Here is an 11,905-nt window from a genome sequence, read left to right as displayed (position 1 = left end):
TCAACATGACAGACATACCGGCAGGTCCGGGAACACGGGCCAGTGGATTTGACGGCGTCAAAATCCCCATTTTTGCGATGACCGGTGGGTTTATCGCTCTCTTCTGCCTTCTCGCCCTGGCCGACCTCGACACCCTCCAGGCGATCGTCGACGCGGGCTTTGCCTGGTCGGCGAAATACTTCGGCCTTTACTGGCAGTTCTTGTTGCTGGCGACATTCCTCATCGGCCTGCTGATTGCGGCCCTACCCGGCGGGAAGGCCGTTCTCGGCGGCCTTGCAAAGCCCGAGTTTACGGTTTTCCAATGGGGCTCGATGATCATGTGCACCTTGTTGGCCGGTGGCGGCGTGTTCTGGGCCGCCGGCGAACCGATGGCGCATTTCGTATCGGCGCCACCCTATTTCGGCATTGAAGGCCAGACCGCCGAGGCGGCCTATCCGGCGCTGGCGCAATCCTTCATGCATTGGGGCTTCCTGGCGTGGGCGATTCTCGGCAGCCTGACCACGGTCATGCTGATGCATTACCACTACGACAAGGGTCTGCCGCTGGCGCCGCGCACGTTGCTCTATCCGGTATTTGGCGACCGGGCGATCAACGGGCCGATTGGCTGAGTCGCCGATGCGGCCTGCATCATCGCGGTGGTGGCCGGCACGGTCGGGCCGATCGGTTTCCTCGGCCTTCAGGTCAGCTACGGCCTCAATGCCCTGTTCAGTGTTCCCGACGGCTTTACCACTCAAGCCCTCGTCATCGCCGGTCTCGTCGCCATTTACACGATTTCGGCGATCACCGGCATCAACAAGGGCATCCAGTTCTTGAGCCGTTTCAATATCATCCTCGGCTTCGCCCTGCTCGCCTTCATGCTGGTCGCAGGGCCAACCCTGTTTATCTTCGATGGCTTCTTCGGCGGTCTTGGCACCTATGTGTCCAACTTCTTCGGAATGGCGCTTTATCGCGGCGATTCGGGGCTGTTCGGCGAACCCGGATGGCTCGGCTGGTGGACTGTCTTCTTCTGGGGCTGGTTCCTCGGCTATGGGCCGCTGATGGCGATGTTCATTGCGCGCGTTTCCCGCGGCCGCTCGATCCGTGCGATCGTCATCATGCTTTCGATCGTCGCTCCGATCGTGACCAATTTCTGGTCTACCATCGTCGGCGGCACGGGCTTGGCACTGGAACTCGCCGATCCCGGCACCATCTCCGCCGCTTTCGAGGGCTTCAATTTGCCCGCCGCACTGCTCGCCATCACACAGGGGCTGCCGGCCGGGTTCCTGATCTCGATCCTGTTCCTGATCCTGACCACGGTGTTTGTGGCGACCACCGGCGACTCGATGACCTATGTCATCGCCGTGGCCATGTCGAGCTCCGACAACCCGTCGACCCCGGTGCGTGTGTTCTGGGGCGTGGCGATGGGCGCGATGGCGTTGATATTGATCTCCGTCGGCTCGGCCGGGTCTCGAAGCTGCAATCGTTCATCGTGGTGACCGCGGTGCCGGTATCGCTGATCCTGTTGCCGTCGCTTTGGGACGCGCTGCGGATCACGCTGGCGTCGGGCAAGGAGGCCAGGCTGGCGGCACCCAGCGCCGCCTAGCCGGCACAACGCTTCGGGCGGAGAGGCGGCTGCCGGCGGCCGTCTCTCCGATCCGCCCGGACTCTCCCATCGAAGCGGTCTACAATTCGGCTCGTCGACCTCTTGAGGTGCTTATGAACGAAAATGCCGGCCATGAGGCCAAAATCCAATTGCGCGATCCATCGCTCGTCATGCGGCTCGATCGGTTGGGTAGCTTCCACCAGACCCGGCTCAGCTTCATGCGTGCCTTGATGCGCCGGGTCAAGCGCGAACGCTGGCGCTTCGAGCGGCCGGTATGGCGGATCGACGAAAACGGCGTCGGGGTCGCGGTGTATACGGCGCAAGCGCCCCACCATGTCTACAGCCTAATCGCCTATGGGCACGAACTCCCCCCCGAGCTGCGCACCGACCGCGTCATCGCCGAGGCCTGGGATTCCACCTACGCCTTGTTCGACGGCATACCCAGCGAAGCCGATATCGAACGGCTGGCTCATAACGTGCCCAAGCAGGAAGCCGGACGCTATCTCTCGAGCGAGCTCGTGCTGTCGCGGGCCAACAAGAGCGTCAGGCTGTTCGAGCATGTCGTGTCGCGGCTCGCCGAGGGGAGGCAGCCGGATGTGGAACAGGTCGAGGCGGTCGGCTATTTGATGCGAACCACCGCCGTCTACGGAAACGGCAAATTCGGTATTGCCGATCGCGATGTTATCGCCGCGCGGCCCGAAGTGGCAGGCCCGTTTCGCGCCGAGATGCTGACGGTTTGGCTGATCCGCAACTTCACTGTCGATCTCGCCGAGCATATAGCGCGCGAACGCGGCGGGTCGCAGGCGGTCGCGCTCGACCCGGCCATCCGCCGCCGCCTCGGCGTCGGCAACTCGACCGGCCTCGGCATGGCGCCCTTCCTGGTCAATCATCCGACGCTGATCAACAGTTGGATCGAGGCTCGCGAGACCGCTCTGGCGCGCGTTCGGTCCCTCGTCGAAGCGACGAATGACGCGACCGCCGTCTTCACGGCAACCCTTGCGCGCGCGCGCCATCTGGCCGAAGAGTGGCAGACCGGCGACGCGCGGCAGGCCGACCGAATCATCGCCCTGCAGGCCGATCTCACGGCCCTCGCGGCCCATGTCGATGCCGGCGCCTTGTCGGCCGTACAGCCCTGGGATTCGCTCTATCGCTGGGCCGAGGAGAACCTGTCCCTGGAGGGACAGGAGATGACCGTGACACTGCTCATCGAACCCCACGCCGATCTGGTCGACGATCTGACGGTGCGGATGAGCGTCGACGAGGAGGCAGCGTTTCCGATCGGCGGCTCGATCAGCGTCGGCGAAATGAAGTCGCTCGTCGCGCACGACTATGCCTGGGCCCTGTCGATCGACTTCGACCTGCCTCACGAGAGCGCCCGGTTCTGGTATGTCTCCGAAGAAAAGCTCGAGCCGCGCCTCGGCGAACGGGACCTGGAAGCTGGCAGCGAACTCGAGGAGCCGTTGGCGATTGCACGCGACATGCGGCGTTTCCACGACGCGCTCGGCGCCTTCGACCGGAACGAAAAGCTGGCCGCGTTCCTGCTCGCCCATCCCCAATACCGGCATTTGGCGCGGCGCGCCCAGATCGTCGGCGCGCACCCTTATGCCGAAATCCGCGACAATGTGATCAGCGCCGATCTGCGCGCCATCGACCTGTTGCGGTGCAAGCTGTCCTTCTTCGGCGCCACCAAATTCGACCCCCGATCCGACCGCTGGGTCCGCATCACGATGTACCAGGACGCGCCCTTTCCCGATGAAATCGATCGCGTCGCGGCAGACGATTGGGCCTATCCGATGGCGGCCGCGCGATGATCGCGTGCTCGGTCAACGAACTCGAGGCGCTGACCCGGCGCGCGTCGCGCGGTGCCGGGCTGACCTGGGGCCTGGCCGAAGACGCCGGCAAAGCGATGCGCTGGCTGGCCGTCCGCGGATGGCCCGGCGGGGCCCTCATTGCCCGTCACCTGGAACGCTACGATGGCGTGCCCTACGCTGAGGTGGCGCCGAAAATTTCAGGAGCCGAATGGTCGGCCCGGTCGCGGGATATCTGTCCGGTGATCGCCGGCGCCGCATTGAGCGATCGCGCGCGCGACCTGGCGCCGGGGCGCCCGCTAACCCTGTCGTCGGTGGCGTACCCCGCCCTGCTTTGTGCGTTTCTCGGCCGCGCGGCCCGGTCGACAGACACTGTGTTCGAGGTCCGCTGGCCCGGCGTTGTCATTCAATGCCGCGCCGGCGGTCTCCGGGTCGAAACCGGGGACACGAGCGCGATCGAGACCGATCGGGCGGAGAATGTCGTGGTCGAATGTTTGCCGGACGATCCCGATGCACGCTCGTCGTCGGCGCTGGCGGACAGTATCGAGATGGCGCCGGAGGATTGGGCCCGGCTGAAACGCTTGGCGGCCCGAACCTATGTGCCGGCGAGCACCGAATCGCGAATCCGTGGCGCCGGTGCCGGGACGACGGATAACGACTGATTTCAACAGAAAACGGGGGCGAAGCCGTGGGCGACCAGATCCAAATGAGTGTTGCCGAGATCGAGGCGTTGGCGCTCGCGGCGCTGATCGAGTCGGGGACGCTCGAATCGAACGCGGCGCCGCTGGCACGGGCGGTCGCGACCTCCGAGCGGGACGGAATCCCCAGTCACGGCCTGATGTATCTGGCGACCTACTGCGAGCATGTCAGGTGCGGCAAGGTCGACGGCCGTGCCGTACCCGAGCTCCATCGGCAAAGCCCGGGCAGCCTGATCGTCGACGCGCAGACCGGGTTCGCCCATCCCGCCATAGAGTTGGGGTTCCCGGCGCTTATCGAGGCGGCGCGTGAAAACGGCATCGCCGGGCTCGGCATCCGCAATTCGTATAATTGCGGCGTCCTCGGCTATCACACCGAACGCCTCGCCACGGCCGGCCTGCTCGGCATCGGCTTCACCAATGCGCCGGCGTCGATCGCACCGGTCAATGGCCGCAGCCCCGTCGTCGGCACCAACCCGATCTCGGTCGCGGTCCCCGATGGCGAGGACGGATCGGTCATCCTCATCGACCAAAGCGCCAGCGTCGTCGCCAAGAGCGAGATCATGAAACACGCGCGGGACGGCCGTCCGATCCCCGAGGGATGGGCGCTCGGGCCGGATGGGTTTCCGACCACGGATCCCGATCTGGCCCTGCAGGGATCGATGAGCCCGGCCGGCGGCTACAAGGGCGTCGGCATGGCGCTGTTCGTCGAGATCATGGCGGCTGCCCTCTCGGGCGCGACACTCGACATCAACGCCAGCCCGTTCTCGGGGACGAAAGGCGGGCCGCCGCGGACCGGACAGTTCTTTATCGCCATCGACCCCGCGGCGTTCGCCGGGGACGGCTTCGCGTCGACCATCGCGGAACTGGTTCAAGCGATCACCGACCAGCCCGGAGTCCGGCTTCAGGGTCAGGGCCGCAAGGCGGCGCGGCGGCGGTCCGATCGCAAGGGCATCGCGGTTGATCCTGCGACCAGGAGCAAGATCGAAGCGCTGCTCTGATCGACGCTGCCATGGAATCTCCGCCGCGTTCGGCATGAGCGGCGCGGCCGAACGCGTCCGCGGTTGCCGAACATAGGTCGCGAATGTCTCTTCACGCCTCGGCGGGCGATGACTATCCTGACCTCACCGAGCCAAGAGTTTTCCATGGAACGCGACCATGTCCCTTTCGTTGGATGACCTCACAGCGCAGATCGAGTCGGGAGAGATCGACACCGTCGTCGTTGCCGATACGGACATGCAAGGCCGCCTCTATGGCAAGCGTCTGTCGGGACGCCACTTTCTCGAGGTTGGGAAGGACGGCGTCGGCACCTGCTCGGTGGTTCTCGGCTGGGGCCAGGACCATGCGCTCGATCCGGGCTATCGGTTCACCGGTTGGGATACCGGCTACCCGGATATGATCTCTGTTCCCATCCTATCGACGTTGCGGTCTTGCGGATGGCATCCGCGCACCGCGCTGGTCCTCGCCGATGCCCGGTCGCTCGAGGGAGAAGCGGTCGACGTGTCGCCGCGGGTCATGCTGCGGCGCCAGCTGGACCGTTGCGAGGCCTTGGGGCTCCATCCCAAGTGCGCCTCGGAGCTCGAGTTCTTCTTGCTTCGCGAAAGCCCCGATTCCTTGCATGAAAAGGGCTTCGTCAATATTCGGCCGCGCCACCACGCCATGCATCCGGAAACCGTGATGCGCACCTCCGAGGACGAAGACTTCGCCCAGACCCTGCGTGGCGCCCTGGCGCAGTCTGATGTCCTGGTCGAGTTGGTCAAGGCCGAATACTCGCCGGGTCAGATGGAGGTCAACCTGCGGTACGACGACGCATTGGCGGCGGCCGACGCCCACATGCTGCTCAAGACCGCGGCCAAGGAGATCGCTTTGCAACAGGGCCTGGTCGCGACCTTCATGGCCAAAGTGAGCCATGATTTGGGCGGCAGCAGCTGCCATGTGCACATGTCGATGCTCGATGGATCCGGCGCCTCGGCGTTTGACGACGGCGACGGCAGCATGAGCGAGACCATGCGCTCGTTCGTCGCCGGCATCCTCAAATATGGGCGCGACTTTTTCCTCCTCTTCGCGCCGACGACGAATTCATACAAGCGCCTGATACCCAACACCTTCGCCCCGGCCCGTTTGGGGTGGGCAATCGACAACCGAACCGTCGCCCTCAGGGTCATCGGCCGAGGTACGGCGAAGCGGATCGAGAACCGGATACCGGGCGCCGACGTCAATCCCTATCTGGCTTATGCCGCCATGCTTGCGGCAGGCATCAGCGGGATCGAGCAAAAACTGGCGCTCGAGGACGCACCGCAGGACGGCAATGCCTATGCCCAGGACAGCGGGGCGCCGATCCCCGCCGATCTTGTGGAAGCGACCGCCGCCTTCGCCGATTCCGAGGTGGTGGCGGCGGCGTTTACGGCGGATGTCCAGGCGCACTACGCCAATTTCGGGCGGCAAACCGCCGGCGCCTTCGACACCAAGGTCACGGATGTCGAGCGGCGACTGCTGTTGCTCGATATTTGACCGGCTCGGATTGCCGGAAATCACGGAGGTTGTGAGTATGAGTGCCGACGAAGATGACGCCACTTTGACGGTCGATCCCGTTGCCTTTGTCCGCGAGGTCGAAAAGGTCTGGCAGGCCCGCGACGGTCGGGCCGCCGCCGCCGCCTACACCGATGACGCCGTCGTCTATTACGGCCAGGGGCAGGCCCATCGGGGCGAAGCGTTGCGAAACTGGCCCGCGGCCTGGTTCGCCTATGCCAAGGATCTGCACATCAACAAGACCTATCGCGGTCATCACGGCGACTGCATCGCCGGCACCTGGGAGAGCCGCTACACCAACCCGGAGACCGGAAAGGTGATGCGTGAGCGCGGCGCCGAGTTGTTCTTCCTCCGCGGCGAGATGGTCTACGAGCACCACATGTGGCAGCACAGCTGGTCCGAAGGCGAGACGCCGGAAAACAAAGGCTTCTCGACCGACTGACGGCTACCGCAGGCGCTCCGCCACGGTACGAGTCCCGCCCACTTCTCAGCCGGTGACGGCGAAGCGGATCGGAACCCACAGGTCGGTGACCAGTAGGGCGATCAAGAGCACGGCGAACGATACCAGCACCCAGAACGCGGCCTCGCGCATCGACAGGCTCTTCATCGCCATGGCGTGACCGCCGTGACCGGCCATTTGTTCCCCGTCGGCGGGCTCGGGTGATGCATGGCCCAAGCCGGGCGCCGGACCGTCGGCGTTGGGCAGGGTCATGCAGCCGTGCTTGAGATGGTTCTTGACCAGCCAATAATTGATCGGATAGGCGAAGGCGCCGCCGACAATCGACGCCAGGCACATACGAAACCAGAAGGTCGCCGTCAGGGGACTGTCCGAACCCTGCCAAATCGACTCGAGGACGACCATGGTCGGGATCATTCCCGCCATCACGAAATTCATCGACACAGTCTCGGCGAACAACGTCTTGCGCACCGCCAACAAATAATCGCCGTTGTACATGGCGAGCATCATCAACGCCTGGAAGACGAACAGACCGCACACGAAACCGGCGAGGTACTCGACGATCGCGTCCCAACCGTTGCTGAGCCCAAGCGCCGGGACCACGGAGGCCGCCAAAAGGATGCCGGTGGCGTCGCCGGCGAGACAGTGCATCTCGCTGTTCAGGCTTTGCTTCCAGATCGGCTTCGTGAAGCGGTCATGGCCACCCGGAAATGGTCGCCGGCATCCGAGCAGATAAAAGAAGGCACCTACGGGTCCGGTATATGCGGTGACCAATATCCAAGCCAGTCTTTGCACCCAGCTGGTAACGCCGTTGGTCACCGAATCCCAGATGACGAAAATCAGGCTCGCGGCCGTGAGGCCGAACCAGACCAACATTGCACCGCCGAGCATTTTGGCTCACCTCACGCTTGCACAAACCTGGCTCCGGTACCGTGGTCACACATCCGCCATCTGGAACCGGTGGTCCACCCTACTACGGATCCTGTGGGTCGCGTAGTTTCCGAATCGGAATGGGACGGGGACCGGCTGGTTGACCGGCCGATGGCTAAACCACGCTCTCGACAGCCTCGGCGCGCCTCGCTTCGCGTTTGCGCTGGACCGGATCGAGATTGCGTTTTCGCAACCGGATGGACCGGGGTGTGACCTCGACCAATTCGTCTTCGGCGATATAGGCGATCGCCTTCTCCAATGTCATGCGGATGGGCGGCGTTAGAACCACTGCCTCGTCGGTCCCCGAGGCGCGAATATTCGTCAACTGCTTGGTCTTGAGCGGGTTGACGTCGATATCGCGGCCTCGGGTGTGCTTGCCGATGATCATCCCGGGGTAAACCTTTTCACCGGCGCCGATGAACATCGGGCCCCGTTCCTCCAGGCTCCACAACGCGTAGGGCACCGACTTGCCGGCGGCGATCGAGACCAGCACGCCGTTGTGACGGGTCGCGATCGCTCCCTTGTAGGGGGCGTAGGAATGGAACAGGCGGTTCATCACGCCGGTCCCGCGGGTATCGGTCATGAACTCGCCGTGATAGCCGATCAGCGCGCGCGACGGCACCAGGAATTCGAGCCGCTGCTTGCCGCCCCCCGAAGGCCGCAACAGGGTGAGTTCGCCCTTGCGCTGGCTCAGCTTTTCGACCACTGCGCCGGAATGCTCCTCATCGACGTCGATCACCACTTCTTCGATGGGCTCCTCGCGCCGGCCGGTTTCCGGGTTGACCCGGAACAGGACCCGCGGGCGGCTGATTGAAAGCTCGTAGCCTTCGCGGCGCATCTGTTCGATCAGCACCGACAGCTGCAGCTCACCGCGGCCGGCCACCTCGAATACGTTCTTCTGACCGGTTTCGCTGACGCGGATCGCCACGTTGCCCTCGGCCTCGCGCCGCAAACGATCCCAGATCATGCGCGAGGTGACTTTGTTGCCCTCCTGCCCGCCGAGCGGCGAATCGTTGATCGAGAAGGTCATCGCCAGCGTCGAGGGATCGATCGGCTGAGCGGCAATCGCGTCGGTCACCGTCGGATCGCAGATCGTGTCGGCGACCGTGGCCCGCTGCATTCCCGCCACCGCCACGATATCGCCGGCCCGGGCATGGTCGACGGCTACGCGCTCGAGGCCGCGGAACGCCAGAAGCTTGGTGATACGGGTGTGCTCGATCACCGCGCCGTCGCGGGCCAAGGCCTTGACCGTCATATTGGTCCGCAGCGTGCCCGAGCTGATTTTGCCGGTCAGCAGCCGGCCGAGAAAGGGGTCGGCCTCGAGCGTCGTCGCCAGCATCGCGAACGGCCCGCCGTCATCGGCTTGCGGCGGCGGCACGTGACGGCAGATCAGCTCGAAGAGCGGCTCCATGCCGTCGCCCGCGTCCCTCGGCTCGGCCGCCGCCCAACCCTGCTTGGCCGAGGCGAACAGGGTCGGAAAGTCGAGCTGCTCGTCGGTCGCGTCGAGTACCGAGAACAGGTCGAACACTTCGTCGTGGACGGCGTGGGCGCGCTGGTCGGGCCGGTCGACCTTATTGATCAGAACGATCGGCTTGAGCCCCAGCTTGAGTACCTTGCCGAGCACGAACTTCGTCTGCGGCATGGGCCCTTCGGCGGCATCGACCAGCACCACGATGCCGTCCACCATGCTGAGGACGCGCTCCACTTCGCCGCCGAAATCTGCATGGCCCGGCGTGTCGACGATGTTGATGCGCACGCCCCGCCACACGATCGAGGTGCATTTCGCCAGGATGGTGATGCCCCGCTCGCGCTCCAGATCGTTCGAATCGAGTGCCCGCTCGGCGACCTGCTGGTTGTCGCGGAAGGTGCCGCTTTGCCGCAGCATGCAATCGACCAGCGTCGTCTTGCCATGATCGACATGGGCGATGATCGCGATGTTGCGCAATTCCATGGGACAACTCGAACCTAAGCCAAACAAAAGGCGCCGCCGGATCGCTCCGGCCGCCGCCGTCAGGGATATGGGAACAATCGATGGCGATTTCCACCCGCGCCGACGGACCATAGCGCAGGCGAGCCAGTAGCTCGCGGAAACCGAACGGCTTGACGATATGGTGGACGGCATCCGGGCCGCCGTCAAAGCGATTGTGCCGCCGGCCGGTGGCCACCGACGTCGCCGCCGCCCGCAGCGGCGAGGATTTGTTCATCGTCGCCGACGATCTGCAGATCCTGAGCGGACGGGTCACCCGGCTGAAGAGCGTCCACGCCTATTCCGAGAGCCCGCAGTCGAAGACCCGGCACTTCGTCTCCAACGTCCAGGCCGCGGCGACCGGCGACGGCCTGATCGAGGTCAAGGCGAATTTTCTCGTCACCCAGGCGCGCAAGGGTCTCGTCGATACCTTCGTCGGCGCCTACCACCATGTCCTCAAACGCGACGGCGGGGAACTCCGCTACCTTCGCCGGCGGGCGATCCTCGACCACGATGCGCTGCGCCCCCACGGTCGGGTGACGATCATTCTTTAGCGCCGAGCGGGGCGCCGCAACCGGCCAGCGCCGATGGCGCATGGCGGCGGAAGGTCCCGGTATCGAATCGATCGCCATTCCCGCAAGCGGGGCCGAAACGGGTGCTTTCAGTGATAGTGTGTATGGGCGGCACCGACCGCGCGCGGCGATGACAGAGGGAGAAATTCGAATGACGGGAGCCGACGAACATTCCGGTGGCTGCCAGTGCGGCGCCATGCGCTATGCGGTATCCGGAGCGGCCATCTGGTCTGCCGGCTGTTGCTGTCGCGACTGCGCCCGGGCCGCCGGAACGCCCTATATCGTCTGGGTCGGGTTCCCGCCGGACCGGGTGCGGTTCCTCTCCGGTGCGCCGCGGGTCCACGCCTCGTCCGAAGGCGTGCTCCGGGGTTTCTGCGAGCGCTGCGGGACGACCCTGACCTATGGCCGCGACCCGGCCTTCGAGGCGGTCGAGCCCACGCTCTACGTGGCGGCGGCGACGCTCGACGATCCCGACGCCTACCCGCCGAGCGAGGTCGTCTGGTATGACCAGCGGCCGGGCTGGTTCGCCCTGGCGGGCGACATCCCGCTCCACGGCGAGGTCAGCCCGGAGAACGCCGCGCGGTCCTATGCCCGGGTCCTCGAGACGAAGTGAGGTCGGCCAACGGGACCGGTACGGTGCGCACAAAATTTCGCCATCGCAAGCGGCCGTCGTATAGTGTGAACGAGCAAGACCGGGTACTGTCAGGATCCTCGAGGGAGGATCCGTTCGAAGAATTGGCAAGGAGGGAGACATGACGCATAAATATGCTGGCGGGTGTGATCATATACACAGCCACGCTGACAACGAGCCGATCGACAACCATACCTGCCACTGCTCTGTCTGTAAGCGTGTTACCGGGCAGGACACGACGCATGTCGTTTTTTTCAATCACGGCGACCTGGCCGTCGACAATTCCGACGGCTTGAACCGTCAGCCGTTCAATGACCAAAACCCGGACGGGCCATTGGAACTATGCACCTGCGCAACCTGTGGCACACCGATCATGCTCGACGACAAACAAGGTCGCATCCGAGCGATCGTGCCGAACCTGATGGGTTTTGATCCGGATAGCCTGCCGGCGACCTATCATGCCTTCTATGATCCGGCCAGCGGTGCCCCGGCGCCCGATGACGGGCGTCCCGTATGCGAAGGGCTTCGCCCGGAATTTGTCTGGCCGCAGTCAGCCTGAAGAATTCTCTCTGGTTGAGATTTCCCGTTCGCCCGGCGAGCTATAACCGAATCTTGGTGATGGCGTGATGTAGAGGCGGCGTATCCTGGCGATGTTGAGGTCGCCGATTTCCAAGAAGGAAGGATACGCCATGTACGAGGATAGAGTTGTTTCGTTTTCCCATCCAGATGCGATTT

Annotated in this window: 10 protein-coding genes and 1 pseudogene; 9 read left to right on the top strand and 2 right to left on the bottom strand. The window is 64.4% G+C overall.

Going from position 1 to position 11,905, the window contains the following annotated elements:
• The first annotated feature begins 5 nt into the window (after positions 1 to 5).
• The 6 genes and pseudogenes from GY791_09135 (at position 6) to GY791_09110 (ending at position 7,056) form a co-directional block, all read left to right on the top strand.
• Positions 6 to 1,582 (top strand): annotated as a pseudogene (locus GY791_09135) (BCCT family transporter).
• Between the two features lie 143 nt (positions 1,583 to 1,725).
• The gene (locus GY791_09130) at positions 1,726 to 3,393 is read left to right on the top strand and encodes a hypothetical protein (GenBank protein MCP4328583.1); all 1,668 of its coding nucleotides are present in this window, start codon (positions 1,726 to 1,728) and stop codon (positions 3,391 to 3,393) included.
• A complete protein-coding gene (locus GY791_09125) occupies positions 3,390 to 4,052 on the top strand; it encodes a DUF3726 domain-containing protein (GenBank protein ID MCP4328582.1) in 663 nt (220 codons plus the stop codon). The genes GY791_09130 and GY791_09125 overlap by 4 nt, the downstream gene beginning before the upstream one ends.
• A gap of 44 nt (positions 4,053 to 4,096) precedes the next feature.
• Entirely contained in the window at positions 4,097 to 5,086 is a 990-nt protein-coding gene (locus GY791_09120) for an Ldh family oxidoreductase (protein MCP4328581.1), read from the top strand.
• Positions 5,087 to 5,243: 157 nt separating this feature from the next.
• Positions 5,244 to 6,596, top strand: a complete 1,353-nt coding sequence (locus GY791_09115) for a glutamine synthetase (protein ID MCP4328580.1) — start codon at positions 5,244 to 5,246, stop codon at positions 6,594 to 6,596.
• Between the two features lie 37 nt (positions 6,597 to 6,633).
• On the top strand, positions 6,634 to 7,056 hold the full coding sequence (locus tag GY791_09110; GenBank protein MCP4328579.1) for a nuclear transport factor 2 family protein: 423 nt from the start codon (positions 6,634 to 6,636) through the stop codon (positions 7,054 to 7,056).
• A gap of 45 nt (positions 7,057 to 7,101) precedes the next feature.
• On the opposite strand, the gene GY791_09105 is transcribed toward GY791_09110, so the two are convergent.
• Together GY791_09105 and typA are read right to left on the bottom strand one after the other, a co-directional pair.
• Positions 7,102 to 7,962, bottom strand: coding sequence for a DUF4396 domain-containing protein (locus GY791_09105; protein ID MCP4328578.1), 861 nt, complete (start codon positions 7,960 to 7,962; stop codon positions 7,102 to 7,104).
• Between the two features lie 154 nt (positions 7,963 to 8,116).
• Positions 8,117 to 9,952 carry a translational GTPase TypA gene (gene typA, locus GY791_09100; GenBank protein ID MCP4328577.1) on the bottom strand — a complete coding sequence of 612 codons (1,836 nt, stop codon included), beginning with the start codon at positions 9,950 to 9,952 and terminating at the stop codon, positions 8,117 to 8,119.
• 149 nt (positions 9,953 to 10,101) lie between these two features.
• On the opposite strand from typA, the gene GY791_09095 reads away from it, so the two are divergent.
• From GY791_09095 to GY791_09085, 3 genes are all read left to right on the top strand, one after another.
• Positions 10,102 to 10,521, top strand: coding sequence for an aromatic-ring-hydroxylating dioxygenase subunit beta (locus GY791_09095; GenBank protein ID MCP4328576.1), 420 nt, complete (start codon positions 10,102 to 10,104; stop codon positions 10,519 to 10,521).
• 169 nt (positions 10,522 to 10,690) lie between these two features.
• Positions 10,691 to 11,152, top strand: coding sequence for a GFA family protein (locus tag GY791_09090; GenBank protein MCP4328575.1), 462 nt, complete (start codon positions 10,691 to 10,693; stop codon positions 11,150 to 11,152).
• Positions 11,153 to 11,291: 139 nt separating this feature from the next.
• The gene (locus GY791_09085) at positions 11,292 to 11,729 is read left to right on the top strand and encodes a hypothetical protein (GenBank protein ID MCP4328574.1); all 438 of its coding nucleotides are present in this window, start codon (positions 11,292 to 11,294) and stop codon (positions 11,727 to 11,729) included.
• Positions 11,730 to 11,905: the final 176 nt, after the last annotated feature.

It is taken from the genome of Alphaproteobacteria bacterium (assembly GCA_024244705.1).
Lineage (GTDB): Bacteria > Pseudomonadota > Alphaproteobacteria > JAAEOK01 > JAAEOK01 > JAAEOK01.
The sequence above is the reverse complement of the archived record's forward strand: the minus strand, read 5'-3'. Positions and strand labels throughout refer to the sequence as shown.

Excerpts from the sequence above, each read along its gene's own strand:
- GY791_09125 (MCP4328582.1), top strand. The coding sequence starts at position 3,390 with ATGATCGCGTGCTCGGTCAACGAACTCGAGGCGCTGACCCGGCGCGCG.
- GY791_09120 (MCP4328581.1), top strand. The coding sequence starts at position 4,097 with ATGAGTGTTGCCGAGATCGAGGCGTTGGCGCTCGCGGCGCTGATCGAG.
- GY791_09115 (MCP4328580.1), top strand. The coding sequence starts at position 5,244 with ATGTCCCTTTCGTTGGATGACCTCACAGCGCAGATCGAGTCGGGAGAG.
- GY791_09110 (MCP4328579.1), top strand. The coding sequence starts at position 6,634 with ATGAGTGCCGACGAAGATGACGCCACTTTGACGGTCGATCCCGTTGCC.
- GY791_09105 (MCP4328578.1), bottom strand. The coding sequence starts at position 7,962 with ATGCTCGGCGGTGCAATGTTGGTCTGGTTCGGCCTCACGGCCGCGAGC.
- typA (MCP4328577.1), bottom strand. The coding sequence starts at position 9,952 with ATGGAATTGCGCAACATCGCGATCATCGCCCATGTCGATCATGGCAAG.
- GY791_09090 (MCP4328575.1), top strand. The coding sequence starts at position 10,691 with ATGACGGGAGCCGACGAACATTCCGGTGGCTGCCAGTGCGGCGCCATG.
- GY791_09085 (MCP4328574.1), top strand. The coding sequence starts at position 11,292 with ATGACGCATAAATATGCTGGCGGGTGTGATCATATACACAGCCACGCT.